18 protein-coding genes, 8 tRNA genes, 1 rRNA gene and 1 riboswitch are annotated in these 26,735 nt (G+C 41.8%); of the genes, 20 read left to right on the top strand and 7 right to left on the bottom strand.

Annotated elements, in window-relative coordinates; all coding sequences use genetic code 11:
* Positions 1–238 precede the first annotated feature (238 nt).
* Positions 239–934, bottom strand: coding sequence for a DUF5301 domain-containing protein (locus BN1243_RS13265; protein WP_062107530.1), 696 nt, complete (start codon positions 932–934; stop codon positions 239–241).
* Between the two features lie 144 nt (positions 935–1,078).
* Between BN1243_RS13265 and BN1243_RS13260 the strand changes: the two genes are divergently transcribed.
* From BN1243_RS13260 to BN1243_RS13250, 3 genes are all read left to right on the top strand, one after another.
* Positions 1,079–1,519, top strand: a complete 441-nt coding sequence (locus tag BN1243_RS13260) for a DUF2521 family protein (protein ID WP_062107528.1) — start codon at positions 1,079–1,081, stop codon at positions 1,517–1,519.
* Between the two features lie 171 nt (positions 1,520–1,690).
* Positions 1,691–2,410 (top strand): N-acetylmuramoyl-L-alanine amidase CwlD, encoded by a 720-nt coding sequence (cwlD, locus tag BN1243_RS13255; protein WP_062107526.1) that lies wholly within the window; start codon positions 1,691–1,693, stop codon positions 2,408–2,410.
* An 8,167-nt stretch (positions 2,411–10,577) separates the two neighbouring features.
* Positions 10,578–11,600: a P-loop NTPase gene (locus BN1243_RS13250; protein WP_407638891.1), complete on the top strand. Its 1,023-nt coding sequence runs from the start codon at positions 10,578–10,580 to the stop codon at positions 11,598–11,600.
* A gap of 144 nt (positions 11,601–11,744) precedes the next feature.
* Here BN1243_RS13250 and gerD read toward each other — a convergent pair whose 3' ends face one another.
* Positions 11,745–12,341: a spore germination lipoprotein GerD gene (gerD, locus tag BN1243_RS13245; protein WP_062107523.1), complete on the bottom strand. Its 597-nt coding sequence runs from the start codon at positions 12,339–12,341 to the stop codon at positions 11,745–11,747.
* 173 nt (positions 12,342–12,514) lie between these two features.
* Between gerD and BN1243_RS13240 the strand changes: the two genes are divergently transcribed.
* Positions 12,515–13,198, top strand: coding sequence for a KinB-signaling pathway activation protein (locus tag BN1243_RS13240; RefSeq protein WP_062107521.1), 684 nt, complete (start codon positions 12,515–12,517; stop codon positions 13,196–13,198).
* Between the two features lie 19 nt (positions 13,199–13,217).
* Here BN1243_RS13240 and BN1243_RS13235 read toward each other — a convergent pair whose 3' ends face one another.
* Entirely contained in the window at positions 13,218–13,967 is a 750-nt protein-coding gene (locus BN1243_RS13235; RefSeq protein WP_062107519.1) for a polysaccharide deacetylase family protein, read from the bottom strand.
* 199 nt (positions 13,968–14,166) lie between these two features.
* On the opposite strand from BN1243_RS13235, the gene rrf reads away from it, so the two are divergent.
* The 9 genes from rrf (at position 14,167) to BN1243_RS13190 (ending at position 15,165) form a co-directional block, all read left to right on the top strand.
* A 5S ribosomal RNA gene (gene rrf, locus BN1243_RS13230) occupies positions 14,167–14,282 on the top strand.
* An 8-nt stretch (positions 14,283–14,290) separates the two neighbouring features.
* A tRNA-Asn gene (locus BN1243_RS13225) sits at positions 14,291–14,365 on the top strand.
* Between the two features lies 1 nt (position 14,366).
* Positions 14,367–14,439: transfer RNA gene (locus BN1243_RS13220), tRNA-Thr, on the top strand.
* 173 nt (positions 14,440–14,612) lie between these two features.
* Positions 14,613–14,684 (top strand) — tRNA-Glu (locus tag BN1243_RS13215).
* 17 nt (positions 14,685–14,701) lie between these two features.
* Positions 14,702–14,774 (top strand) — tRNA-Val (locus tag BN1243_RS13210).
* Between the two features lie 12 nt (positions 14,775–14,786).
* Positions 14,787–14,859, top strand: a tRNA-Thr gene (locus BN1243_RS13205).
* An 11-nt stretch (positions 14,860–14,870) separates the two neighbouring features.
* A tRNA-Tyr gene (locus tag BN1243_RS13200) sits at positions 14,871–14,955 on the top strand.
* A gap of 58 nt (positions 14,956–15,013) precedes the next feature.
* A tRNA-Gln gene (locus tag BN1243_RS13195) sits at positions 15,014–15,088 on the top strand.
* A gap of 1 nt (position 15,089) precedes the next feature.
* A tRNA-Lys gene (locus tag BN1243_RS13190) sits at positions 15,090–15,165 on the top strand.
* A 106-nt stretch (positions 15,166–15,271) separates the two neighbouring features.
* Here the strand turns inward: BN1243_RS13190 and BN1243_RS21815 are convergent.
* Positions 15,272–15,436, bottom strand: coding sequence for an aspartyl-phosphate phosphatase Spo0E family protein (locus BN1243_RS21815; RefSeq protein WP_084781921.1), 165 nt, complete (start codon positions 15,434–15,436; stop codon positions 15,272–15,274).
* Positions 15,437–15,602: 166 nt separating this feature from the next.
* On the opposite strand from BN1243_RS21815, the gene sigW reads away from it, so the two are divergent.
* From sigW to glmM, 5 genes are all read left to right on the top strand, one after another.
* Positions 15,603–16,166, top strand: coding sequence for an RNA polymerase sigma factor SigW (sigW, locus tag BN1243_RS13185; protein WP_062110624.1), 564 nt, complete (start codon positions 15,603–15,605; stop codon positions 16,164–16,166).
* 5 nt (positions 16,167–16,171) lie between these two features.
* Entirely contained in the window at positions 16,172–16,804 is a 633-nt protein-coding gene (locus BN1243_RS13180) for an anti-sigma factor family protein (protein WP_268258072.1), read from the top strand.
* Positions 16,805–17,065: 261 nt separating this feature from the next.
* A complete protein-coding gene (gene cdaA / locus BN1243_RS13175; RefSeq protein ID WP_062107516.1) occupies positions 17,066–17,896 on the top strand; it encodes a diadenylate cyclase CdaA in 831 nt (276 codons plus the stop codon).
* The gene (locus BN1243_RS13170; RefSeq protein WP_062107514.1) at positions 17,889–19,130 is read left to right on the top strand and encodes a CdaR family protein; all 1,242 of its coding nucleotides are present in this window, start codon (positions 17,889–17,891) and stop codon (positions 19,128–19,130) included. The genes cdaA and BN1243_RS13170 overlap by 8 nt, the downstream gene beginning before the upstream one ends.
* A gap of 32 nt (positions 19,131–19,162) precedes the next feature.
* Positions 19,163–20,515, top strand: coding sequence for a phosphoglucosamine mutase (gene glmM / locus BN1243_RS13165; RefSeq protein ID WP_062107512.1), 1,353 nt, complete (start codon positions 19,163–19,165; stop codon positions 20,513–20,515).
* Positions 20,516–20,666: 151 nt separating this feature from the next.
* On the opposite strand, the gene BN1243_RS13160 is transcribed toward glmM, so the two are convergent.
* From BN1243_RS13160 to BN1243_RS13150, 3 genes are all read right to left on the bottom strand, one after another.
* The gene (locus BN1243_RS13160) at positions 20,667–21,479 is read right to left on the bottom strand and encodes a flagellin N-terminal helical domain-containing protein (protein ID WP_062107510.1); all 813 of its coding nucleotides are present in this window, start codon (positions 21,477–21,479) and stop codon (positions 20,667–20,669) included.
* A gap of 567 nt (positions 21,480–22,046) precedes the next feature.
* Positions 22,047–23,153, bottom strand: coding sequence for a 5-methyltetrahydropteroyltriglutamate--homocysteine S-methyltransferase (locus tag BN1243_RS13155; protein ID WP_062107509.1), 1,107 nt, complete (start codon positions 23,151–23,153; stop codon positions 22,047–22,049).
* A 106-nt stretch (positions 23,154–23,259) separates the two neighbouring features.
* Positions 23,260–24,372 carry a methionine biosynthesis PLP-dependent protein gene (locus tag BN1243_RS13150; RefSeq protein WP_062107507.1) on the bottom strand — a complete coding sequence of 371 codons (1,113 nt, stop codon included), beginning with the start codon at positions 24,370–24,372 and terminating at the stop codon, positions 23,260–23,262.
* Between the two features lie 121 nt (positions 24,373–24,493).
* Positions 24,494–24,597: riboswitch (SAM riboswitch) on the bottom strand.
* A 149-nt stretch (positions 24,598–24,746) separates the two neighbouring features.
* Between BN1243_RS13150 and BN1243_RS13145 the strand changes: the two genes are divergently transcribed.
* Both BN1243_RS13145 and yfkAB read left to right on the top strand, forming a co-directional pair.
* The gene (locus tag BN1243_RS13145; protein ID WP_062107505.1) at positions 24,747–25,340 is read left to right on the top strand and encodes a class I SAM-dependent methyltransferase; all 594 of its coding nucleotides are present in this window, start codon (positions 24,747–24,749) and stop codon (positions 25,338–25,340) included.
* Positions 25,341–25,595: 255 nt separating this feature from the next.
* Positions 25,596–26,720 (top strand): radical SAM/CxCxxxxC motif protein YfkAB, encoded by a 1,125-nt coding sequence (gene yfkAB, locus BN1243_RS13140; RefSeq protein ID WP_062107502.1) that lies wholly within the window; start codon positions 25,596–25,598, stop codon positions 26,718–26,720.
* The last annotated feature ends 15 nt before the right edge of the window (positions 26,721–26,735 follow it).

Genomic DNA, 26,735 nt, shown 5'->3' with positions numbered 1-26,735 from the left:
AAAATATAATGGTTTATCTTCTAGACTCTTTTCACCTTACACATAACATTTTACTTATTAAAAAATAGTTTGACAAGGGAAAGTTTTTAAATTAACAAAATAAACCTATTTGGATATTCTTACATAAAAAAACTGCACCTTCTATTTGGGTGCAGTTCAAATTTAAAGTTGTCTGAAGAAAAGTATGATCCTTTTCAAAATCTAGAAAGTTATTAGTGCCTCTTTAAAACAGCTATTTTTACACCTTTTCTTCATTTGCTGGAGTCAAGAATTCGTTTATTCGATCAGACAGAATTTCATATTCCTTGTTTAGCCAAAAGTATTTTCCTCCATCGAAATATATCGAATGTTTACTGGCCATTGGAGATGATGAATATAAAATAATAGCATAGGATTTTGATTTTGGGTCGTCATCCCGATATTCGAGTGATGTGTCAGATTGACTTGTTTGAAATAATTCAATAAATGATTGAATTTTCTCTTTCTGATCAATCATCGTGTTAAATATGTATTCGTTATTCTCCAATTCCTCAAATATTTCTATTTTTTTTATAGGCTCCTCTGGAAGGAAGGTCGGAATATCTAGTATGTTTTGATCGCCTTCTCTTACATATAATTTATAACCATTTATCTTCTCAGGATCAGAAATAGCAATGAGATCTGGATGATTTATGACAGCATATAATTTTGTCCCCGTTTTTAAATATGCAGCATCCCCATCTTTGGAACGATAATTGGATTTTTTGACGTTATCCTTTAGTGTGTATTTAATCTCTCCAATATTTTCACCAATAAACTTGAGGTCTGATAATTCGACCCCAGCATCAGAAAAGTATTTTTCCCCATGGAACTGAAGAAAATCTTCCCAATCAATAATGACATGAGAGCAACCTACAAGCAATATCAAGCAAGCGCTAACTATCCATTTTCTCACAAACGGTCACCACCTATATATATAGACGATTATGATGGTATAAACGTTTCAAAAAGAACGGAAATTTTTGGTGCCTTTTTTCGATATCCTCGTGTATGACTTTTATCGGTTCGTTGAAACTATAATTAGGAGGATGAAACAAACATGACGATTGTGACAACGTTTGAAAAAAGAAAAAGGGAAAAACAGTTAACTAGTGAACGAAAACTGTTGCGCGATCTTTCCATTGAAAAGTTAAAAAAGAGTGTTTTGCAGCACTTTAATCATGTTGGAATATGGGCAAGCTTTATCCCGGATGGAGTGGAGGAAGCATGCTTTGATATAGCGATTGAAGCGTTCTTATGCGGTGGTGAGTATAGTCGATTTGTCCTTTATGGTGAGACTTTTGAAATGATTAGGAATCGGTCGGAAGAGGATCGGGAAAAATTAGGCGATACAATGTATAATTTTTGGCTCTATATGGATTATGGTCATAAGTCCATCGATGAGGAGAAGGCTTTTGCGGCATGTGCGCATTTTGTAGATGAATGGTGGATGCAAGGATATGAAAAAGGAGAACGTCGATATAAGTTGCGTTTGCATTAAAGTTAGGGAGTAGGTGAAATAAACCTACTTCTTTCTGTTTTAGCTTTATTGCACAGTATTTAAATCAATAACTGCTCGCTAAAATATAGCATACCGTTTCTTTTATCTTGTTCTAAAAGCCCTTCTTGTCCCATAAGCTGTGGAAGAATGAATTGTGAAGGGGAAAATAGGATGAGAAGGAAAAACAAGATAGTATTATTTTCAATTGGTGCTGTTATTTTGTTTCTTCTTTTGCAGTATCAATTTATTCCAAAGGATTCTTTTGATAGTTGGAATTTGCCATTGTCCGGGAAAATTATTTACTTAGACCCTGGTCATGGGGGGCCTGATGGGGGGGCTGGTGATCAGGAAGCTTTAGAGAAGGATATTGCATTGGATGTATCCAAAAAACTGCGTGATTATCTTCAAGAGCAGGGGGCCCTTGTTCTTATGACAAGAGAAGATGACCGTGATTTAGCTGAACCTGATATTAATGGTCTTAGTCGTAGAAAGACTGATGATCTCCATAAAAGGTTGAAAATGATTAATGATTCAGAAGCGGACTTATTTCTTAGTATTCATTTAAACTCAATCCCTTCACCACGATGGCGAGGTGCCCAGACATTTTATTCTCCACACGATGTCAATAATAAGCGTGCAGCAACTTTTATACAAGACGAACTAGTGCATACATTGGAAAATACTAATCGTCAAGCGAAGATCATTAACAATATCTTTATTTTGGATCATTCTGAAAAGCCTGGTGCTTTAGTAGAAATTGGCTTTTTATCCAATCCAGAAGAACGACAAAACTTAATGTCAACTGAATATCAAGATAAAGTGTCCTTTTCAATCTATAAAGGCATCATGCGTTATTTTTCACAAGAAAAAAGTCTTGAAATTCCCAAGTGACAGGCACTTTCGACACGTGCCTGTCACGCCCCGAAGTATGTCGAATTGTATCTTCGCTTTTTTACACAGCTCAGGCAGCAGCGCTTAGCAAACTTTCGGTTTCTTCCTACGATAAGTTAACATCAGTTCGTCCTATCGGACTCACTGTGTTTCCTATATCTCGGGCCAACAGGACGTTGGTCAGAGTGGCGTTGCGCCAGGACGGCGCGTTTTTAGCCGTTCATCCATAAAAAAAAGTTTGTACGGCGCCAACCGCTGCCTTCCGCTTTTCATTGTCTAGCTCCAGCGCATATCGCCTAGCAAACTTCTCCGCTTCTTCCTACGATAAGTCAACATCAGCTCGTTCCTTGCTGTGTTTCCTATATCTCGGGCCAACAGGATGTTGGTCAGAACGGCGTTGCGCCAGGACGGCGCGTTTTTAGCCGTTCATCCATATTAAGAAGTTTGTACGTCGATAAGCAATGCGCTTACGCTTTTCATTGTCTAGCTTCAGGCAGCAGCGCCTAGCAAACTTTCGGTTTCTTCCTACGATAAGTTAACATCAGTTCGTCCTATCGGACTCGCTGTGTTTCCTATATCTCGTCAGAAAGCCTAAAAAGTTTGTACGGCGCTAACCGCTGCCTTCCGCTTTTCATTGTCTAGCTCCAGCGCATATCGCCTAGCAAACTTCTCCGCTTCTTCCTACGATAAGTCAACATCAGCTCGTTCCTCGCTGTGTTTCCTATATCTCGGGCCAACAGGACGTTGGTCAGAACGGCGTTGCGCCAGGGACGGCGCGTTTTTAGCCGTTCATCCATATTAAGAAGTTTGTACGTCGATAAGCAATGCGCTTACGCTTTTCATTGTCTAGCTTCAGGCAGCAGCGCCTAGCAAACTTTCGGTTTCTTCCTACGATAAGTTAACATCAGTTCGTCCTATCGGACTCGCTGTGTTTCCTATATCTCGTCAGAAAGCCTAAAAAGTTTGTACGGCGCTAACCGCTGCCTTCCGCTTTTCATTGTCTAGCTCCAGCGCATATCGCCTAGCAAACTTCTCCGCTTCTTCCTACGATAAGTCAACATCAGCTCGTTCCTCGCTGTGTTTCCTATATCTCGGGCCAACAGGACGTTGGTCAGAACGGCGTTGCGCCAGGGACGGCGCGTTTTTAGCCGTTCATCCATATTAAGAAGTTTGTACGTCGATAAGCAATGCGCTTACGCTTTTCATTGTCTAGCTTCAGGCAGCAGCGCCTAGCAAACTTTCGGTTTCTTCCTACGATAAGTTAACATCAGTTCGTCCTATCGGACTCGCTGTGTTTCCTATATCTCGTCAGAAAGCCTAAAAAGTTTGTACGGCGCTAACCGCTGCCTTCCGCTTTTCATTGTCTAGCTCCAGCGCATATCGCCTAGCAAACTTCTCCGCTTCTTCCTACGATAAGTCAACATCAGCTCGTTCCTCGCTGTGTTTCCTATATCTCGGGCCAACAGGACGTTGGTCAGAACGGCGTTGCGCCAGGGACGGCGCGTTTTTAGCCGTTCATCCATATTAAGAAGTTTGTACGTCGATAAGCAATGCGCTTACGCTTTTCATTGTCTAGCTTCAGGCAGCAGCGCCTAGCAAACTTTCGGTTTCTTCCTACGATAAGTTAACATCAGTTCGTCCTATCGGACTCGCTGTGTTTCCTATATCTCGTCAGAAAGCCTAAAAAGTTTGTACGGCGCTAACCGCTGCCTTCCGCTTTTCATTGTCTAGCTCCAGCGCATATCGCCTAGCAAACTTCTCCGCTTCTTCCTACGATAAGTCAACATCAGCTCGTTCCTCGCTGTGTTTCCTATATCTCGGGCCAACAGGACGTTGGTCAGAACGGCGTTGCGCCAGGGACGGCGCGTTTTTAGCCGTTCATCCATATTAAGAAGTTTGTACGTCGATAAGCAATGCGCTTACGCTTTTCATTGTCTAGCTTCAGGCAGCAGCGCCTAGCAAACTTTCGGTTTCTTCCTACGATAAGTTAACATCAGTTCGTCCTATCGGACTCGCTGTGTTTCCTATATCTCGTCAGAAAGCCTAAAAAGTTTGTACGGCGCTAACCGCTGCCTTCCGCTTTTCATTGTCTAGCTCCAGCGCATATCGCCTAGCAAACTTCTCCGCTTCTTCCTACGATAAGTCAACATCAGCTCGTTCCTCGCTGTGTTTCCTATATCTCGGGCCAACAGGACGTTGGTCAGAACGGCGTTGCGCCAGGGACGGCGCGTTTTTAGCCGTTCATCCATATTAAGAAGTTTGTACGTCGATAAGCAATGCGCTTACGCTTTTCATTGTCTAGCTTCAGGCAGCAGCGCCTAGCAAACTTTCGGTTTCTTCCTACGATAAGTTAACATCAGTTCGTCCTATCGGACTCGCTGTGTTTCCTATATCTCGTCAGAAAGCCTAAAAAGTTTGTACGGCGCTAACCGCTGCCTTCCGCTTTTCATTGTCTAGCTCCAGCGCATATCGCCTAGCAAACTTCTCCGCTTCTTCCTACGATAAGTCAACATCAGCTCGTTCCTCGCTGTGTTTCCTATATCTCGGGCCAACAGGACGTTGGTCAGAACGGCGTTGCGCCAGGGACGGCGCGTTTTTAGCCGTTCATCCATATTAAGAAGTTTGTACGTCGATAAGCAATGCGCTTACGCTTTTCATTGTCTAGCTTCAGGCAGCAGCGCCTAGCAAACTTTCGGTTTCTTCCTACGATAAGTTAACATCAGTTCGTCCTATCGGACTCGCTGTGTTTCCTATATCTCGTCAGAAAGCCTAAAAAGTTTGTACGGCGCTAACCGCTGCCTTCCGCTTTTCATTGTCTAGCTCCAGCGCATATCGCCTAGCAAACTTCTCCGCTTCTTCCTACGATAAGTCAACATCAGCTCGTTCCTCGCTGTGTTTCCTATATCTCGGGCCAACAGGACGTTGGTCAGAACGGCGTTGCGCCAGGGACGGCGCGTTTTTAGCCGTTCATCCATATTAAGAAGTTTGTACGTCGATAAGCAATGCGCTTACGCTTTTCATTGTCTAGCTTCAGGCAGCAGCGCCTAGCAAACTTTCGGTTTCTTCCTACGATAAGTTAACATCAGTTCGTCCTATCGGACTCGCTGTGTTTCCTATATCTCGTCAGAAAGCCTAAAAAGTTTGTACGGCGCTAACCGCTGCCTTCCGCTTTTCATTGTCTAGCTCCAGCGCATATCGCCTAGCAAACTTCTCCGCTTCTTCCTACGATAAGTCAACATCAGCTCGTTCCTCGCTGTGTTTCCTATATCTCGGGCCAACAGGACGTTGGTCAGAACGGCGTTGCGCCAGGGACGGCGCGTTTTTAGCCGTTCATCCATATTAAGAAGTTTGTACGTCGATAAGCAATGCGCTTACGCTTTTCATTGTCTAGCTTCAGGCAGCAGCGCCTAGCAAACTTTCGGTTTCTTCCTACGATAAGTTAACATCAGTTCGTCCTATCGGACTCGCTGTGTTTCCTATATCTCGTCAGAAAGCCTAAAAAGTTTGTACGGCGCTAACCGCTGCCTTCCGCTTTTCATTGTCTAGCTCCAGCGCATATCGCCTAGCAAACTTCTCCGCTTCTTCCTACGATAAGTCAACATCAGCTCGTTCCTCGCTGTGTTTCCTATATCTCGGGCCAACAGGACGTTGGTCAGAACGGCGTTGCGCCAGGGACGGCGCGTTTTTAGCCGTTCATCCATATTAAGAAGTTTGTACGTCGATAAGCAATGCGCTTACGCTTTTCATTGTCTAGCTTCAGGCAGCAGCGCCTAGCAAACTTTCGGTTTCTTCCTACGATAAGTTAACATCAGTTCGTCCTATCGGACTCGCTGTGTTTCCTATATCTCGTCAGAAAGCCTAAAAAGTTTGTACGGCGCTAACCGCTGCCTTCCGCTTTTCATTGTCTAGCTCCAGCGCATATCGCCTAGCAAACTTCTCCGCTTCTTCCTACGATAAGTCAACATCAGCTCGTTCCTCGCTGTGTTTCCTATATCTCGGGCCAACAGGACGTTGGTCAGAACGGCGTTGCGCCAGGGACGGCGCGTTTTTAGCCGTTCATCCATATTAAGAAGTTTGTACGTCGATAAGCAATGCGCTTACGCTTTTCATTGTCTAGCTTCAGGCAGCAGCGCCTAGCAAACTTTCGGTTTCTTCCTACGATAAGTTAACATCAGTTCGTCCTATCGGACTCGCTGTGTTTCCTATATCTCGTCAGAAAGCCTAAAAAGTTTGTACGGCGCTAACCGCTGCCTTCCGCTTTTCATTGTCTAGCTCCAGCGCATATCGCCTAGCAAACTTCTCCGCTTCTTCCTACGATAAGTCAACATCAGCTCGTTCCTCGCTGTGTTTCCTATATCTCGGGCCAACAGGACGTTGGTCAGAACGGCGTTGCGCCAGGGACGGCGCGTTTTTAGCCGTTCATCCATATTAAGAAGTTTGTACGTCGATAAGCAATGCGCTTACGCTTTTCATTGTCTAGCTTCAGGCAGCAGCGCCTAGCAAACTTTCGGTTTCTTCCTACGATAAGTTAACATCAGTTCGTCCTATCGGACTCGCTGTGTTTCCTATATCTCGTCAGAAAGCCTAAAAAGTTTGTACGGCGCTAACCGCTGCCTTCCGCTTTTCATTGTCTAGCTCCAGCGCATATCGCCTAGCAAACTTCTCCGCTTCTTCCTACGATAAGTCAACATCAGCTCGTTCCTCGCTGTGTTTCCTATATCTCGGGCCAACAGGACGTTGGTCAGAACGGCGTTGCGCCAGGGACGGCGCGTTTTTAGCCGTTCATCCATATTAAGAAGTTTGTACGTCGATAAGCAATGCGCTTACGCTTTTCATTGTCTAGCTTCAGGCAGCAGCGCCTAGCAAACTTTCGGTTTCTTCCTACGATAAGTTAACATCAGTTCGTCCTATCGGACTCGCTGTGTTTCCTATATCTCGTCAGAAAGCCTAAAAAGTTTGTACGGCGCTAACCGCTGCCTTCCGCTTTTCATTGTCTAGCTCCAGCGCATATCGCCTAGCAAACTTCTCCGCTTCTTCCTACGATAAGTCAACATCAGCTCGTTCCTCGCTGTGTTTCCTATATCTCGGGCCAACAGGACGTTGGTCAGAACGGCGTTGCGCCAGGGACGGCGCGTTTTTAGCCGTTCATCCATATTAAGAAGTTTGTACGTCGATAAGCAATGCGCTTACGCTTTTCATTGTCTAGCTTCAGGCAGCAGCGCCTAGCAAACTTTCGGTTTCTTCCTACGATAAGTTAACATCAGTTCGTCCTATCGGACTCGCTGTGTTTCCTATATCTCGTCAGAAAGCCTAAAAAGTTTGTACGGCGCTAACCGCTGCCTTCCGCTTTTCATTGTCTAGCTCCAGCGCATATCGCCTAGCAAACTTCTCCGCTTCTTCCTACGATAAGTCAACATCAGCTCGTTCCTCGCTGTGTTTCCTATATCTCGGGCCAACAGGACGTTGGTCAGAACGGCGTTGCGCCAGGGACGGCGCGTTTTTAGCCGTTCATCCATATTAAGAAGTTTGTACGTCGATAAGCAATGCGCTTACGCTTTTCATTGTCTAGCTTCAGGCAGCAGCGCCTAGCAAACTTTCGGTTTCTTCCTACGATAAGTTAACATCAGTTCGTCCTATCGGACTCGCTGTGTTTCCTATATCTCGTCAGAAAGCCTAAAAAGTTTGTACGGCGCTAACCGCTGCCTTCCGCTTTTCATTGTCTAGCTCCAGCGCATATCGCCTAGCAAACTTCTCCGCTTCTTCCTACGATAAGTCAACATCAGCTCGTTCCTCGCTGTGTTTCCTATATCTCGGGCCAACAGGACGTTGGTCAGAACGGCGTTGCGCCAGGGACGGCGCGTTTTTAGCCGTTCATCCATATTAAGAAGTTTGTACGTCGATAAGCAATGCGCTTACGCTTTTCATTGTCTAGCTTCAGGCAGCAGCGCCTAGCAAACTTTCGGTTTCTTCCTACGATAAGTTAACATCAGTTCGTCCTATCGGACTCGCTGTGTTTCCTATATCTCGTCAGAAAGCCTAAAAAGTTTGTACGGCGCTAACCGCTGCCTTCCGCTTTTCATTGTCTAGCTCCAGCGCATATCGCCTAGCAAACTTCTCCGCTTCTTCCTACGATAAGTCAACATCAGCTCGTTCCTCGCTGTGTTTCCTATATCTCGGGCCAACAGGACGTTGGTCAGAACGGCGTTGCGCCAGGGACGGCGCGTTTTTAGCCGTTCATCCATATTAAGAAGTTTGTACGTCGATAAGCAATGCGCTTACGCTTTTCATTGTCTAGCTTCAGGCAGCAGCGCCTAGCAAACTTTCGGTTTCTTCCTACGATAAGTTAACATCAGTTCGTCCTATCGGACTCGCTGTGTTTCCTATATCTCGTCAGAAAGCCTAAAAAGTTTGTACGGCGCTAACCGCTGCCTTCCGCTTTTCATTGTCTAGCTCCAGCGCATATCGCCTAGCAAACTTCTCCGCTTCTTCCTACGATAAGTCAACATCAGCTCGTTCCTCGCTGTGTTTCCTATATCTCGGGCCAACAGGACGTTGGTCAGAACGGCGTTGCGCCAGGGACGGCGCGTTTTTAGCCGTTCATCCATATTAAGAAGTTTGTACGTCGATAAGCAATGCGCTTACGCTTTTCATTGTCTAGCTTCAGGCAGCAGCGCCTAGCAAACTTTCGGTTTCTTCCTACGATAAGTTAACATCAGTTCGTCCTATCGGACTCGCTGTGTTTCCTATATCTCGTCAGAAAGCCTAAAAAGTTTGTACGGCGCTAACCGCTGCCTTCCGCTTTTCATTGTCTAGCTCCAGCGCATATCGCCTAGCAAACTTCTCCGCTTCTTCCTACGATAAGTCAACATCAGCTCGTTCCTCGCTGTGTTTCCTATATCTCGGGCCAACAGGACGTTGGTCAGAACGGCGTTGCGCCAGGGACGGCGCGTTTTTAGCCGTTCATCCATATTAAGAAGTTTGTACGTCGATAAGCAATGCGCTTACGCTTTTCATTGTCTAGCTTCAGGCAGCAGCGCCTAGCAAACTTTCGGTTTCTTCCTACGATAAGTTAACATCAGTTCGTCCTATCGGACTCGCTGTGTTTCCTATATCTCGTCAGAAAGCCTAAAAAGTTTGTACGGCGCTAACCGCTGCCTTCCGCTTTTCATTGTCTAGCTCCAGCGCATATCGCCTAGCAAACTTCTCCGCTTCTTCCTACGATAAGTCAACATCAGCTCGTTCCTCGCTGTGTTTCCTATATCTCGGGCCAACAGGACGTTGGTCAGAACGGCGTTGCGCCAGGGACGGCGCGTTTTTAGCCGTTCATCCATATTAAGAAGTTTGTACGTCGATAAGCAATGCGCTTACGCTTTTCATTGTCTAGCTTCAGGCAGCAGCGCCTAGCAAACTTTCGGTTTCTTCCTACGATAAGTTAACATCAGTTCGTCCTATCGGACTCGCTGTGTTTCCTATATCTCGTCAGAAAGCCTAAAAAGTTTGTACGGCGCTAACCGCTGCCTTCCGCTTTTCATTGTCTAGCTCCAGCGCATATCGCCTAGCAAACTTCTCCGCTTCTTCCTACGATAAGTCAACATCAGCTCGTTCCTCGCTGTGTTTCCTATATCTCGGGCCAACAGGACGTTGGTCAGAACGGCGTTGCGCCAGGGACGGCGCGTTTTTAGCCGTTCATCCATATTAAGAAGTTTGTACGTCGATAAGCAATGCGCTTACGCTTTTCATTGTCTAGCTTCAGGCAGCAGCGCCTAGCAAACTTTCGGTTTCTTCCTACGATAAGTTAACATCAGTTCGTCCTATCGGACTCGCTGTGTTTCCTATATCTCGTCAGAAAGCCTAAAAAGTTTGTACGGCGCTAACCGCTGCCTTCCGCTTTTCATTGTCTAGCTCCAGCGCATATCGCCTAGCAAACTTCTCCGCTTCTTCCTACGATAAGTCAACATCAGCTCGTTCCTCGCTGTGTTTCCTATATCTCGTCAGAAGCTAAGAAGTTTGTACGTCGATAAGCAATGCGCTTACGCTTTTCTTCCTTGCAAGCGTATAACATTCTGAAAGAAGTACATTATGTTATACTGGAAGAGAAAGCAAATCCATAATAAGGAAGGTGCGTATTTTGGTTACCCAAGAACAAGCGCTAGAAATATTAAATAAAATGGAAGATCCATTACTACATAAAACGCTACAAGAGACAAATGGTATTCTTGAGGTGAAGGTTAAGGAAGAGAAGTCACATATTAGCGTCAAATTAGCGATTGCCAAGACTGGTACTCCAGAGCAACTTCAGTTTCAAACGAAGGTCGTGGAAGCGTTAAAGAATGCAGGAGCTGAAACGGTTGGAATTCGCTTTGCGCAACTACCGGCGGAAGAATTGGACAAGCATCGTGCTGCAGGAGCTATTCCTGGAGAGGGACCTGGTGGATTGCTTTCGCCAAATAGCAAAACGACCTTTATTGCGATTGCGAGTGGAAAAGGTGGAGTAGGTAAATCAACTGTATCTGTTAATTTAGCTATTGCTCTTGCGCGATTAGGAAAAAAGGTTGGATTGGTTGATGCGGATATATATGGATTTAGTGTTCCGGATATGATGGGAATTACAAGTAGACCGAAGTTAAGGGGAGATCGAATTATTCCTGTTGAACGGTTTGGTGTTCAAGTGATTTCAATGGGATTTTTTGTGGAGGATAATGCTCCTGTTATTTGGCGTGGACCAATGTTAGGGAAAATGCTTAATAACTTTTTTTCCGAGGTAGAGTGGGGCGAACTTGACTATCTTCTACTTGATTTGCCACCAGGAACAGGGGATATGGCGTTAGATGTGCATACAATGCTGCCAAGCTGTAAAGAAATCGTTGTTACAACACCACATCCAACGGCTGCTTTTGTAGCTGCAAGAGCAGGTGCAATGGCACTTCGCACGAACCATGAACTATTAGGTGTTATTGAGAATATGGCCTATTTCGAAAGCAATGTAACTGGCGAAAAGGAATATGTTTTCGGAAAAGGCGGCGGAGATAAGCTTGCGGAGGAACTGCAAACAGAACTTCTTGGAAGACTTCCATTGCAACAGCCAGATTGGAATGAAGAGGATTTTGCGCCATCTGTTTACGACGAAACACATAAGATTGGAAAGATATATGGAGAAATGGCTGAAAAAGTCATAAGTATATTGGGTTAAAATGAAAAGAGGTTGTCCCTTTTGAGCAATGGAAGCGCTCTTTGGGGACAACTTTTTTAAAGTCTCTTTATTAGAGCAAGGTGTCTGTCGTTACAACGAGATAGGATGTCTTAATAGCGTCACTAATATTGGTCGTCGCACTTTCTAACTACCCCCGCCACTAGCATCTTCATCCTTTTTTTCATCCTTGCCAGACTTTTCTTCAGTTTCCTTTGCTGCCTTTAGCAAAAGCTCTTGAATTTTTGCTTTATAGGTTGGACTTTCAATGGTGTCGGATACTACTTTTTGCAAATGTTTTCTGAATTCCTTACTTTTAACAAGATCCCCGTATTCCTTTTGCATTTCAGGATCTTTTAAAATACTCATCATAAGCTCCTGATATTCGGGGTCTTTCATTAAATCCTTTAAAAGGGCTTCGTGTTCAGTCTTCATACTTTTGGCTACAGATTCCGCGAATTTTGGATCTTGAAAGGAGTTCTTCCAAAAGTCAGCTCCCTTTTCAGAGACAAGCGTTTGTTCAATGGTTTCTCTGACGATGCCCTGATCCATGACTAACTTTTGTTTTGTACTCTCTTCACTAATAATATCTTGGATCGCCTTTTTACCTTCATCAGTTTTTAATATATCCACAATCATTTTTTTCGTTTGGTCATAGTCAAGTTCTTTTCCTACATCATTTCCAGAACAAGAAGCAAGAATGAGAACGATGGCCATGAGGAGCAAAGAAACTCCCTTCTTCATGAGGAACGCTCCTTTCTATAAGGAAGGTCTGAATCATTTAAGGAATAAGGAATCCGCTACTATTTAATATGAAACATTGTGAAGAATTTATGCACAAATTAGCTATACGTAGATTTTTCAAATAAAGACTGATAAAATCGGTGTGATAAGTATAGATACGGGGGATAAGGGCAGTGACCATTCGTAATTTAATTAAATTTTTATTTAACTCACTTTTATTGGGTGGATTATTAACAGGTGTTCTAGGTTTTCTCATTCGTTGGGGAGAATTTCAACCTTATTTTACAGATTTTAATATTGGAGCTATTTTATCAACGTTTATTTGGTTAGTTGGAGTAGGCTTTATTTTCGCTGTAGTTAGTCAGGTTGGGTATTTTGCCTATTTATTTATTCATCAGTTTGGACTTGGGATATTCCGATCAATTGGCCTTTGGAATGCGGTGCAGCTAGTCATAGTTACATTCGTTCTTTTCGATCTAATTTATTTTCGCTTTCAGGCCTTTGCAGGAAAAGAAGAAAGCATTCTGCCTTATATAGGTTTGGCGGTATTTATATTAATTGCAGGCTTAATCGTCGCTTATTTTAAGGCGAAAATGACGAATAGAGCTACTTTTGTTTCTGCCCTCTTCTTTATGGTCGTAATTACAATTTTAGAGTGGTTACCAGTTTTACGTCCTAATGATGCGGACTGGATTTATTTAATGATTTTCCCATTGATCGCCTGTAACGCCTATCAAATTTTAATGTTACCGAAATTTAACCGATTGTCCATGGAAGAAAGGGAAAAACGTAAAGCTTTGAAAACAAATGTAGCTGTGAATGGCTTAAAGAATAAAAAGGAAAAAGCGACTCGTTAGGAGATCGCTTTTTTCACCCTTATGGAACAAGTTTTGTTTGTACTTTACCGTTTGCCATTAAGATAGAAACTTTGACAAGCTGATCCTTTCCTTCGAGAACCTTGAGAATCTCAGGTAATGCTTGTGCTGTTTGAGTTGCCGAATCGGAGGCGTGCATTAAGATAATATCTCCTTTTTTCGCCTTCTTTACATTTTCGATAATTTCCTCCACGCCAGGGTTTTTCCAATCTTGAGAGTTGATACTCCAATGGACCATCGTTAGTCCAAGTTTATCAGCAATTCCAAGAGTACGCTTATCAAAGTGTCCAGTTGGTGAACGCAGAAGCTTAATCTCTTTGACATCCAGCTTTTTAAGAACATCAATAGATTTTAAAATATCGCGTCTTACTTTCTCATCTTCCAGTTCTGTATAATCCTCATAAGCATAGCCGAGACTTCCAACCTCATATCCGAGGTCTAATATCCGCTTCACCGTCTCAGGATTTTTTTCTGCCCACGAACCGGAAAGAAAGAAGGTGGCAGAACGAACTTTCCCTTTTTCTAGAATATCTAGAATTGGGTCCGCCTGTATATCACCCCATCCAATATTAAAAGTTAAACTAATTCCTTCTTCCCCTTTATAAATTGCCTTTGGTCCATCTTTAGTTCCAAATACCGGCGTATATAAGCTTGATTGAGAGAAAAATAAAAGTGCTGTAAAAAAGGAAATTAAGATTAAAAACATTCCTTGTTTCACTTTGCGTCCGTTAACGGCTACAAAAAAATTCATAGTTACTCCCCCTTTAATGCCCGTCCAATATAATCTATGCCTCTTGAAGCGTAATATATGAATAGAAAAGCTAAAATAGGTTTCCCATTTGTAGGAGCAGCGATTTCCTTGTGTTTTTAAAAAGTTTTTAAAAACAATTTGTTTAGGGGTTGAAATAAATAAAATTTTGGTTATAATAAAATTTGTCTTAGAAGTTTTGTCTGGTGACGATGGCGAAGAGGTCACACCCGTTCCCATCCCGAACACGGAAGTTAAGCTCTTCAGCGCCGATGGTAGTAAGGGGCTTCCCCTTGTGAGAGCAGGACGTTGCCAGGCTTGGATATTCCGCAGTAGCTCAGTGGTAGAGCTATCGGCTGTTAACCGATCGGTCGTAGGTTCGAATCCTACCTGCGGAGCCATGCTTCCATAGCTCAGTAGGTAGAGTGCATCCATGGTAAGGATGAGGTCGCCGGTTCAAGCCCGGCTGGAAGCTCTGATAAGCTCAAACCTACAGACTACGTCAGACAGGAGTCTTTTTTATTTTGGAAAGCTTAAATTTAGCTTTCTAAAAAAGTAGAGAAATTTTTAATTTGTTATTGACATTTAGGTTGTCTATCATTTATACTCTTTTTTGGGTCTTAAAAAGACAAGCCCATTTTATAGTATGGCCCCTTGGTCAAGCGGTTAAGACACCGCCCTTTCACGGCGGTAACACGGGTTCGAATCCCGTAGGGGTCACTTGTTTTTAAAATCATGGAGGATTAGCTCAGCTGGGAGAGCATCTGCCTTACAAGCAGAGGGTCGGCGGTTCGATCCCGTCATCCTCCATTTTGATTTCAAGCCGGCCTAGCTCAATTGGTAGAGCAACTGACTTGTAATCAGTAGGTTGGGGGTTCAAGTCCTCTGGCCGGCACTGGTCATATTGGTGGGGTAGCGAAGTGGCTAAACGCGGCGGACTGTAAATCCGCTCCCTCCGGGTTCGGCGGTTCGAATCCGTCCCCCACCACCATTCTTTTATGAATATATTTTCGGCGAATGGTCATTATACATAATATCATTGCACACGATGGGCTATAGCCAAGCGGTAAGGCAACGGACTTTGACTCCGTCATTCGTTGGTTCGAATCCAGCTAGCCCAGCCATGAGCCATTAGCTCAGTTGGTAGAGCATCTGACTTTTAATCAGAGGGTCGCAGGTTCGAATCCTGCATGGCTCACCATTATATTTCTAAATAACAATTTTTCGCACATGTCCTAAAGATATGTGCGTTTTTGGTCTTTTGAGATTTTCCGAAGAGTAAAAGAGTAGCGATCCTGTAAAGATCGCTACTCTTTTGAATGGAAGACAGTTGCTTGGTATTTATATAACAGTTGATCTAATTGATCACTTATTTGTACTACTTGTTCATCTGAGAAAGAAGAGGCCATGCCGAGTTTGACCATTTGAGACCGATATTCTTCAATACTTTGCAATAACTCATTTGTATTCATAGATATCTACCTCCTATATTTATTATTTTCCCTTTTTTGAATTTATTAAACAGAAGGAGTGAAAATTTGATAAGATAGTATGTGATATGTCTAAATAATAAATGAAACCTTTTTTTATTTAATACGTATAAATGGATGACCGCATAGAGCGGGGGGTAATATGGGAATGGATGTCATTGTTAACCAAAGAATTAAACAAGTATTAAGAGGAGATCAAGAAGCTTTTGGAGAAATAGTGGAATTGTTCAGAGAAAAGGTTTTTCAGCTTTGTTACAGAATGCTAGGCAATCGCCATGAGGCAGAAGATATTGCTCAAGAAGCTTTTGTAAGAGCTTATGTGAACATCCATAGTTTTAACCAGAACAAAAAATTCTCCACATGGCTATACCGAATTGCAACAAATCTTTGTATTGATCGAATAAGAAAGAAGAAACCGGATTATTTCCTTGATGCCGAAGTGGCTGGGACGGACGGTTTAAATATGTATTCCCAGATTGCGGCAGAGGGGAATGCCCCAGATTCTGAAGTAGAAACAATGGAACTTCAAGAAATTGTTCAACGGGAAATCTCGCGGCTACCAGATAAGTACAGGATTGTCGTTATTTTGCGATATATTGACGAACTTTCACTTAATGAAATCAGTGAAGTATTGGAGATGCCGTTAGGTACAGTGAAGACGCGTATTCATCGTGCAAGAGAAGCGCTTCGTAAACAGCTGAACAATTTGTAGGAAAGGTGAGAAGTAAATTGAAGGCGTGTCCTGAAGAAATCGTTCTTTATATGCATGAATACCTTGATAATGAATTATCATATGAGAAAGAGCAAATATTGAAAGAGCACCTCCAACAATGCTCATCTTGCCAAAAGCACTTTCAAGAATTAAAAAGAACGGTTGCCTATATAAAAAGCACTTCACATATAAAACCTTCAAATGATTTTACATTAAATGTAATGGCTAACCTACCAAAGGAAAAAAGATCTGCAAGTGTAAAACGATGGTTTAGACACCATCCTTTACTAGCAGCAGCCTCTTTATTTATTCTTTTGATGGGTGGAGGGATTTTTAATTCGTGGAATGATGATCAAAAATTTACATTCACTAAACAACCTAATCTTGTCGTTGAAAACGATACAGTAATTGTTCCAGAGGGAGAAGTAGTGGATGGGAATTTAACCGTGAAAAATGGAAATCTGCGAATTGAAGGCGAAGTTAAGGGAAATGTTACGATTATTAACGGGGAAAAATATATGGCTTCTGCAGGAAATGTTACTGGGGAGATTGAAGAAATAAATCAAATATTTGAATGGTTATGGTATAAAATTAAAGAGGGCGGAAGGGAAATTATTGATTTATTTGAGGATGAGTAATGGGGCTGCTTACACATTAGCGGTCCCATCTTTTTTCCTGCACTTGGAAATTGTGCGGGTACATATTAACTAGCAAATCTCTACGCTTTATCCTACGATAAGTCAGAAGCTAGGAAATTTGTATGGTGTTGTGCTAGCGTGTTTGTTCCTTTCATGGAAATAGTGACTTGCTCGTTATATGTGGTATAATAAAAAGGCTTTAATCATTAAGAATGGATCGTGAATAAACACCACTTTGACTAAATAGATGGAGGAAAGATAATGCCGTTTACTGACCTTCCCATCCTGACTTATCTATCTCGGATTGTTGATATTTTCCTCGTGTGGTTTGTTATATATAAATTGATCATGGTCATTCGTGGCACAAAAGCCGTTCAGTTACTTAAAGGAATTTTCGTCATTATTATCGTAAAATTATTAAGTGACTTCCTCCATCTCAATACATTGAGTTGGATGATGGAAACGGTGTTGACCTGGGGGTTCCTTGCGATTATCATTATTTTCCAGCCAGAATTGAGGCGTGCCCTTGAACAGCTAGGACGTGGAAAATTCTTTGCAAGGAGTGGTGTCCACGAAGAAGAGGAACAGAAGCATAGAGTTGAGGCGATTATGAATGCTGTCAATTATATGGCTAAAAGGCGAATTGGCGCCCTAATTTCAATCGAAAAGGAAACAGGCATGGGCGATTATATTGAAACAGGGATCCCCATGAATTCCAACTTGTCACATGAATTATTAATAAATATTTTTATACCGAATACACCACTTCATGACGGAGCAGTGATTATTCAAAAAACAAAAATTGCAGCAGCTGCATGTTATCTTCCTTTATCAGAAAGCCCGTTTATCTCAAAAGAGCTAGGTACAAGACATAGGGCTGCATTAGGAATTAGTGAAGTAACAGACAGTTTAACTATAGTTGTTTCTGAGGAAACTGGAGATGTCTCCGTAACAAAGAATGGTGAGTTACTTCGAGATTTATCAACTGAAAAATTAAAGGAAATTTTAGGAAATGAACTAATGGATGACACGAAATCCAAAACGTCTTCCTCGTCACTTTGGAAAAGAAGGGAGAAGACAAATAATGGATAATTTTATGGAGAATCCGTGGTTTGTCAGAATTATTGCCTTGTTTTTAGCTGTCTTTCTATTCTTGTCAGCGAATGATATTGGTGGGAAAGATGGTAACAGTAATCCGAATGATATGGAAAATAATGATACAGACACGATTACTAATGTACCTGTAGAAATCTATTACGATTCGGAAAATCTTGTAGTAACAGGAGTTCCTAAAACTGTTGACGTGAAAATACAAGGTCAAAGGCGCTTTGTAGAAGCAACAAAAAGGCAACGTGATTTTACGGTATATGTGGACCTTTCTAATACAGAAATTGGGAAACATCGTGTCGATATTTTATATAAAGATATTTCTGAAAAGCTGAAGGTGACAATTGAACCTTCCTATGCAGATATTTCTCTGCAGGAAAAGATAACAGAAGACCACAGAGTAGAAGCTGAATTTAATCGAAGTATATTGGCGGAAGGATTTGAAGCAGAACAGCCAGAAGTTAGTCCTAAAACTGTTAAAATAACAGGTGCCAAGGACGTCATTGAAAAGATTTCCTATGTTAAGGCAACTATAGATGCAAGCGGACTAATTAACGATACAATTAAGAGGGAAGCACGTGTTACTGTGCTTGACCGAGAATTGAACAAGCTTGATGTGATTGTAGAGCCAGCCACTGTTTCGGTCACGATCCCAGTAACGAATCCTAGGAAGAATGTTTCTGTTAAAATAAATCAAACAGGAACTCCGCCAGAGGATATCGATATTAAAACAGTTAGTACAGCTACACCTGAAGTGATGATTTTTGGCACAACAGAAATATTAAAAGATATCGATGAATTAGAAGTTTCTGTTGATGTTAGTGGAATTCATGAAGATACAGAAGTAGAAGTGCCTCTGAAGGTTCCAGTGGGTGTTAACAAAGTAACTCCTGAGAAAATTAAAGTTAAAATAATAGCTGAACAGAAAAAGCAAGAACAAGATATGGAAGATATCGTTATTGAAAAACAGGGAATTAAGCAGGGCCTTGAGTTTGAGTTATTATCACCTACGAGCGGAATGGTTTCATTAAAACTACATGGAACGAAAGCTGACTTGGAAAAGGTGAATAAAGATGATTTCCATGTGATTTTAGACTTAGCAGGTCTTAATGCAGGTGATCATGAGGTGAACTTGAAAGTGAAGGGCCCAGAAAATATCGAATGGGAATTATCTGATAGTAAAGCAAAAATTCGATTAAAAGAAAAAGAAAATGTCTAATCGACATATTCCGAAGAAGGAGCGAAAGTAGAATGGGTAAATATTTTGGAACGGATGGAGTAAGAGGGGTTGCGAATTCGGAGTTGACTCCAGAATTAGCTTTTAAGCTAGGACGGTTTGGTGGTTACGTTTTAGCTGAAAATACAGAACGCCCCAAAATTCTTATCGGCCGTGATACCCGCATTTCAGGTCATATGCTTGAGGGCGCTCTTGTAGCAGGATTATTATCAATAGGAGCGGAAGTTATGCGCTTAGGTGTGATTTCGACTCCAGGTGTTGCTTATTTAACAAAGGTACTTGGTGCTCAAGCAGGTGTCATGATTTCTGCTTCGCATAATCCTGTTTCGGATAATGGAATAAAATTTTTTGGACCAGATGGGTTTAAATTATCTGATGAGCAAGAGGAAGAAATTGAAAGATTATTGGAGCAAGAGGAAGATCATTTGCCTCGCCCAGTCGGTGCGGAACTAGGTGTAGTGAATGACTATTTTGAAGGTGGACAAAAATATTTGCAATATCTGAAGCAATCAGTTGATGAGGATTTTTCAGGTATTCATGTTGCGCTTGATTGTGCAAATGGTGCGACATCAGCATTAGCGACTCATCTGTTTGCTGACCTTGATGCTGATATATCTACGATGGGATCTTCTCCTAATGGACTTAATATTAATGAAGGTGTGGGTTCTACGCACCCTGAAGCATTAGCGGAATTCCTCAAGGAAAAAGAGGCTGACATCGGACTAGCCTTTGATGGTGATGGGGACCGACTGATAGCTATTGATGAGAATGGAAAGATCATTGATGGTGACTATATTTTATATATATGTGCGAAGTTTTTGCATAAGGAAGCTCGTTTAAAGAATTCTACTGTTGTCTCAACTGTGATGAGTAACCTTGGTTTTTACAAAGCTCTTGAAGACGAAGGAATCCAAAGTGTTAAAACAGCAGTAGGGGACCGTTATGTAGTCGAAGAAATGCGGAAAAACAACTATAATCTTGGTGGCGAACAATCTGGCCATATTGTCTTTTTAGACTACAATACAACAGGCGATGGGCTTTTGACTGGTCTTCAACTCGTTAACATTATGAAGTTAACTGGAAAGCCATTATCTGAGCTTGCTAAAGGTATGGATAAATACCCTCAAAGATTGGTCAACATTCGAGTAGTTGATAAATATCATGTTACAGATAACGAGAAGGTTAAAGAAGTGATTGAACAGGTAGAAAGCGAAATGAACGGTAACGGACGTGTTCTTGTTCGTCCTTCGGGGACAGAGCCACTCGTTCGCATCATGGTAGAAGCAGCTTCAGAAGGGGAATGTTTAGAGTACGTGAACCGAATTGCAGCTGTTGTAGAAGCCGAGATGGGGTTAAGCGAGGAATAATAGAATCTTTAGGCAGTTTTATATCGATTCAAATGAATGAGCGATTTGAAACTGCCTTTTTGATCATGCGCTAATATCCGTAGCAGTTGCAATCCTCACTAATAGGAAAAAGAGTATTTACGAATGAATAATACGATCGTAAATACTCTTTTTACTTTAGTAATTGCAGAACGGAGTACGCCTGTTGCATATGCAATTTCATGACATATTGGTTCGCCTGTAGCAATACCATCGATTTTGTGTAATTCATCATTTCCTTCGCTAAATCAGCATCACGAATTCTTGATTCAGCGGCGATGAGATTTTCCTCCATAGTTAAAACATTATTATAGGCATGGTCAAGCCTGTTCATATAAGCGCCCATTTTTGAGCGCTCGGATGAGACCTTTTGAATGGCACCGTCCAGTGCCTCCATAGCTTCTTCTGCCGAATCGCGATCATCAATAGATAGATCACTTATACCTAGGGCATCTGCATTCATATTCCCAAACGACAATTCAATCGATTGCCCAGCGTTGGCACCTGCCTGAATATGAATAGAATCTTTGGAGCCATCCAAAAGTCGCATCGTATTGAACTGAGTATCCTTTGAAATTTGCTCCACTGCTTCCTTCAATTGTTCAAACTCTAAAGCAAGTGCTTTTCTGTCTTCATCCGTCAACGTATCATTAGCGGCCTGAACACTTAATTCCCTCATTCGCTGCAAAATGGAATGTGTCTCATTCAAAGCTCCTTCAGCTGTTTGGAGGAGGGAGATCCCATCTTGAATATTCCGCCCAGCCATATTTAATCCTCTAATTTGGGCACGCATTTTTTCAGAAATAGCAAGTCCAGCAGGATCATCACTAGCGCGGTTAATCCGCATCCCTGTTGATATTCTTTCTAATGAACGTTGAGAAATGGAAAGGTGCCGGTTCATTTGGTTGATCATTGTTAGTCCGGAACTATACCATTTTCCTAACATGCCTCTCACCTCATAATTCCTATTAAAGGTTATATCGGCACCTTCCTGTAAAAATTAACCAGGAGCCTAGAGAATGTCAGAATTCTCTGGGTCTAAATTTAAAGGAACATCCATCCGTTCTGTCTAGCTGCGACGGTTAGGACGTCGCGTTTAATATATGATCAGAGACAAATCAAGCTCAGGAATCAGCAAGTATGTCTCTGATAGTTGTTGTCAGAGACAAAAATCTGCGTTTAATATAAAAAATGTCTCTGAGGGACATGATCAGAGACAAATCAAGCTCAAGAATCAGTAAATATGTCTCTGATAGTTGTTGTCAGAGACAAGATTCACTTTTTAGCCTGTAACTTTCTTAATTGTCTAGCTCCAGCCGGCAGTGACTAGCAAACTTTCAGCTTCTTTCTACGATAAGTCAACATCGGTTCATCCTATCGGATTCACCGTGTTTCCTTTATCTCGGGCCAACAGGACGTTGGTCAGAACGGCGTCGCGCCAGGACGGCGCGTCTTTAGCCGTTCATCCCCTTTTAAAAGTTTGTACGTCGCTAAACGGGCACTTCCGCTTTTCTTAACTCCAAACTTCTTTGGCGATGTCGACAATATATTTTAGTTTTGCCCACTGCTCATCTTCTGTTAATAAATTACCATGGTGAGTAGAGGCAAAGCCACATTGTGGACTTAGGCACAATTGTTCAAGTGGCACATATTGCGAGGCCTCTTTGATACGAGCGAGAATGGCGTCCTTATCTTCTAGTTCGCCTCTTTTCGATGTAATGAGGCCAAGGACGACTCTTGCACCACCATTTGGAATATATTCTAGTGGCTTAAAGTCACCAGAACGATCATCATCATATTCCAGGAAGAATCCATTTACTTTTTCTTTCGCAAATAATGTTGGAGCAATTAGTGCATAACTTCCTTCAAATGCCCAATTGGAGCGGTAATTTCCACGGCATAGATGAGTAGTGACTGTTAAATCTTCGGGCTTCCCTTCTAGTACGCCGTTCACAACACGAAGGGCTAAGTCGATTAAGTACTCCCTTGAATAGGCTCCATCATTAAATGGTATATCAGGAGAGGAGAGGCCAGCAATGTAAACATCATCTAATTGTAAATAGCGGCAGCCTGCATCATAGAAAGCCTGAATAGCATCACGATAAGCTTGAATAACATCATTAGCATATTCTTCGATATCTGGATAGATGCTCTCATCACGAATTCCAATATTAAACAATTGGTTTGGACTTGGAATTGTTTGTTTGGCAACGGCACGACCAGCAACAATTTCATTAAACTCAATAAAATCTTTCACATGGGGATGGTCGGAATTAAAGGAAACTTTACCCGTATTGCGAACGTTATATCGCTCTGTTTCCTCATCACCATTGAAAATATATCCTACTTCTGGAACATATCCTTCAATCCCATTTAGATGTTCTAGAAAATCCGTATGCCAGAATCTCCTTCTGAACTCACCGTCGGAAACAAGCTCTAAGCCAACTTCAATTTGCTTGTCAACGATTCGTTTAATTTCTTGAGTCTCAACCTCACGTAATTGTGCGGCACTGATAACACCCTCTTTAAATTCCTTTCTTGCTTTATGCAAATTGGCTGGGCGTAATAGACTGCCGACATGATCAGCTCTGAATGGAGCTTTTGTTAATGTTTTTGTCATCGTATGAATCTCCTTTTCTCAAAAATTTTATATAGAAGGGTTTGGAAGAAACCTTGCTATTGTAGGTGGGGGATTCTATAAGGAATCCCCGTGAATTGCAGTTTCTTTATTTTAATGCAGCAAAAGTATTCTTAAGATCTGCTAATAAATCATCTATATCTTCAACTCCAACTGAAAAACGAAGCAAACGATCACAGACTCCTCTTTCAATACGCTCTTCACGTGGAATATCAGCATGTGTTTGCGTGGCAGGATAAGTTATAAAACTTTCAACTCCACCTAGACTCTCAGCAAATGTAATCAACTGTAAACTCTTTAAAAAGGTATCTACCCACTCACTTTCTTTAAGACGGAAAGAGAGCATACCTCCTTGTCCTGGATATAGAACATCAATAACTAAAGGTTCGTTTTGTAGGAATTCTACTATTTTACGTGCGTTTTCTGTATGTTGCTTCATTCGTAAATGCAGTGTTTTTAACCCTCTAATTAATAGCCATGAATCTGTCGGCGAAAGGACAGCTCCTGAAGCATTGTGATTAGTTGCCAATTGTTCGCAAAGTTCAGCTCCCTGTGCCACAACCAACCCAGCTAGCACATCGTTATGCCCACCAATATATTTAGTTGCACTATGAATGACGATATCTGCCCCTAATTCTAGTGGTCTCTGATAATACGGGGTATAAAAGGTATTGTCGACGATCAGTAATAGATTGTGTTTTTTCGCAAGTTCCGCAAATTGTTGTATGTCGACTTCCTGCATAAGCGGATTTGTTGGTGACTCAATTAATAATGCTCTAGTTTTATCAGTGATCAAAGTCTCTGTTTCACGACAACTCGTAAATTCTGAATATGTTGTGCCAATGCCGTATTGGTCAGAGTAATATTTTAGTAGTCGATATGTACCGCCATAAATATCCGCAGAGGCAATAAGCTCATCCCCAGCCTTAAAAAGGGAAAGGACCAATTGGATTGCTGCCATCCCAGAACTACAAGCAAACCCTACATCCCCTGACTCTAAACTAGCAACACCTTCTTCAAGAAGAGCTCTTGTAGGGTTTTTAGTCCGTGAATAATCATATCCGGTAGATAGTCCAAGGCCTTGATGCTGATAAGCTGTTGATAGATAAAGAGGTGGATTCACTGCTCCGGTTTTTTCATCACTTTTATTACCAAGCTGTACTAATTTTGTTTCAATACTGTTGTCTCTCACGTTGCTCATCCTTTTCATTGTAGTAGCATGATGGAGTTATAATCTTGTCACAAACGAGCAAGTCTCCATTCCTTTTATAAAAAATAAAGAACCCTCTAGAAAATAGAAGGTTCTCAATGATAAAAGAAGCTTCTTATCTTCTAGGTATAAACCCATTGGAATTAGCACCTTTGCCATACCTGGCCGGTTGCTGAGACTTCATCGGGCCAATCCCTCCGTCTCTCTTGATAAGAAAAATCGTATTAAGTTATTTGATTGGTTTAATTGTTTTTACTATATTACATATTCTAAAAATACGCAAGAGGTAAATTACGTTTTCAAAATAAACTTTAGAAAGTAGTATATGATAAACTTAAATAAAAGCGAGGGCGGAGGTCAGCTTAATGAATAAATGGCATAACAGATTTTCAGTGGAAGAGTACGTTTTTGGGAAGGAGCCAAATGCGTTTGTAGTAGAGGCAGAGCATTTGATTTCGAGAGGCAAGGTTTTGTGTATTGCAGAAGGAGAGGGAAGAAATTCAGTTTACCTTGCAACTAAAGGTCACGATGTAACGGCATGGGACTATGCACCTTCCGGAATAGAAAAAATAAAGAACCTCGCAGCCGAACGTGGAGTCGGAGTAAAAACGGAATTAAGTGATCTAACAGAAGTAGAGTGGGAAGAAGAAAAGTGGGATGCGATCGTTCATATTTTTGGGCATTTTCCGAAGCCGCTTTTTGACAGAACGATGGCTGGAATTCAAAGGTCTCTTAAACCAGGTGGGTTATATGTTAGTGAATTGTATACAAAGGAACAGTTAAAGTATGGAACAGGGGGACCTGGTGATTTAGAGCTACTTTGTGATCCAAAAGCTTTATTAGAGAAGTTTGATCGCTACTTTGTTAAGCACTTTTTTATTGGCGAAGAGGAGCGCATTGAGGGACACGGCCATACTGGTCTTGCCCATGTTGTCCAAAGTGTCTTTCAAAAAAGATAAATTTCCTCTATGAGGCACCGCCAAAACTGGATAGCGGATTAAAGAGTAATATCGCGGATAAAAGTAAAGTACAGTGGATAACATCTGCCAAATAGCGGATATTCCTATAAGTTGAGTCACAATCTCGACCAGCAATTCCTCAGTCTCGATTTATTATGCTTGATTCCCTTATAAATGGCATCCATAGTGATAGTCCATCATTTTCATACATAGCTTTAAATAGAATATATTTTAAAGGAAAAGGACGTTTGTTAAATGAGTCTCAAAGAAACATTAACACCTATATCACCCTCTTATGATCCATGGGAAGCGTATATGGATGTTGAAGAGCATGGTAGTATGGTTTTATCAAATATTGAATTTACAACAACGACATTATGTAATATGCGTTGTGCCCATTGTGCTGTCGGGTATCAGTTGCAGAGCAGAGACCCGGAGGCACTGCCTATTGATTTGCTCCTTAAGCGATTGGAGGAAATTCCACATCTGCGCACATTGAGTATAACGGGCGGAGAGCCGATGATGTCGAAGAGGTCTGTCAGAGAATATGTGAAACCTTTGCTGGAATACGCACATAAACGCGGTGTTCGAACGCAAGTTAACTCTAATTTGACTCTACCTTACGAACGATATGAATCGATTATTCCTTATTTGGATGTTATGCATATTTCTCATAACTGGGGGACTGTTGACGAGTTTACTGAAACAGGATTTGCGAATATGGAGAGGAAGCCTTCTAAGGAAACTCGAGCAAAGCTATTAGCGCAAATGTTCGAAAATGCCAAAGCTTTATCAAAGACTGGAGTATTAGTTGCCGCTGAAACGATGTTAAATAAACGGACGTTTCCTCATTTAGAAAAAATTCACCAAGAAGTTGTTGAAATGGGATGTGCTCGCCATGAAATTCACCCTATGTATCCTGTAGATTTTGCTAGCACTCTAGAAACATTGTCATTGAATGAGATTAGGCAAGGTATTAATAGATTACTTGATTATCATAATAAAAATATTTGGATGATGTTTGGGACATTACCCTTTTATCCATGCAGTGCATCGGAAGAAGACTTGGAACTGCTTAAGCGTCTTTATAAAGCGCCAAATGTGACAACTCGAAATGATCCTGATGGACGCTCACGCCTCAATGTGAATATTTTTACAGGGGAAGTAATTGTGACGGACTTCGGAGATGAACCTTCGCTTGGGAATATTGAAACAACTACATTACCAGATGCCTTTTCGAAATGGATGGAGAGCAAGACGGCAAACTCGCTTAACTGCCATTGTCCAGCTGTCAAATGTCTAGGTCCGAACTTGCTCGTAAAAAATACTTATTATCAAGACATAGACTTTCAAACAAAGAAGTCAAGAATATCCTTTTAAGGAGATGAGAAAAGC

Origin of the sequence: Bacillus niameyensis, from assembly GCF_001375535.1 — a bacterium.
In the GTDB taxonomy this organism is placed as follows: domain Bacteria; phylum Bacillota; class Bacilli; order Bacillales; family Bacillaceae_C; genus Lederbergia; species Lederbergia niameyensis.
Note: the sequence above shows the minus strand (reverse complement) of the source record. Positions and strands in the feature narration are given on the sequence as shown.

Coding starts and splice junctions, on each gene's coding strand:
- BN1243_RS13160 (WP_062107510.1), bottom strand. CDS start 21,479: ATGTTAGGAAAATGGTATAGTTCCGGACTAACAATGATCAACCAAATG.
- BN1243_RS13260 (WP_062107528.1), top strand. CDS start 1,079: ATGACGATTGTGACAACGTTTGAAAAAAGAAAAAGGGAAAAACAGTTA.
- BN1243_RS13145 (WP_062107505.1), top strand. CDS start 24,747: ATGAATAAATGGCATAACAGATTTTCAGTGGAAGAGTACGTTTTTGGG.
- yfkAB (WP_062107502.1), top strand. CDS start 25,596: ATGAGTCTCAAAGAAACATTAACACCTATATCACCCTCTTATGATCCA.
- BN1243_RS13150 (WP_062107507.1), bottom strand. CDS start 24,372: ATGAGCAACGTGAGAGACAACAGTATTGAAACAAAATTAGTACAGCTT.
- BN1243_RS13155 (WP_062107509.1), bottom strand. CDS start 23,153: ATGACAAAAACATTAACAAAAGCTCCATTCAGAGCTGATCATGTCGGC.
- BN1243_RS13170 (WP_062107514.1), top strand. CDS start 17,889: ATGGATAATTTTATGGAGAATCCGTGGTTTGTCAGAATTATTGCCTTG.
- cdaA (WP_062107516.1), top strand. CDS start 17,066: ATGCCGTTTACTGACCTTCCCATCCTGACTTATCTATCTCGGATTGTT.
- cwlD (WP_062107526.1), top strand. CDS start 1,691: ATGAGAAGGAAAAACAAGATAGTATTATTTTCAATTGGTGCTGTTATT.
- gerD (WP_062107523.1), bottom strand. CDS start 12,341: ATGAAGAAGGGAGTTTCTTTGCTCCTCATGGCCATCGTTCTCATTCTT.
- sigW (WP_062110624.1), top strand. CDS start 15,603: ATGGATGTCATTGTTAACCAAAGAATTAAACAAGTATTAAGAGGAGAT.
- BN1243_RS13235 (WP_062107519.1), bottom strand. CDS start 13,967: ATGAATTTTTTTGTAGCCGTTAACGGACGCAAAGTGAAACAAGGAATG.
- BN1243_RS21815 (WP_084781921.1), bottom strand. CDS start 15,436: ATGAATACAAATGAGTTATTGCAAAGTATTGAAGAATATCGGTCTCAA.
- glmM (WP_062107512.1), top strand. CDS start 19,163: ATGGGTAAATATTTTGGAACGGATGGAGTAAGAGGGGTTGCGAATTCG.
- BN1243_RS13250 (WP_407638891.1), top strand. CDS start 10,578: ATGGAAGATCCATTACTACATAAAACGCTACAAGAGACAAATGGTATT.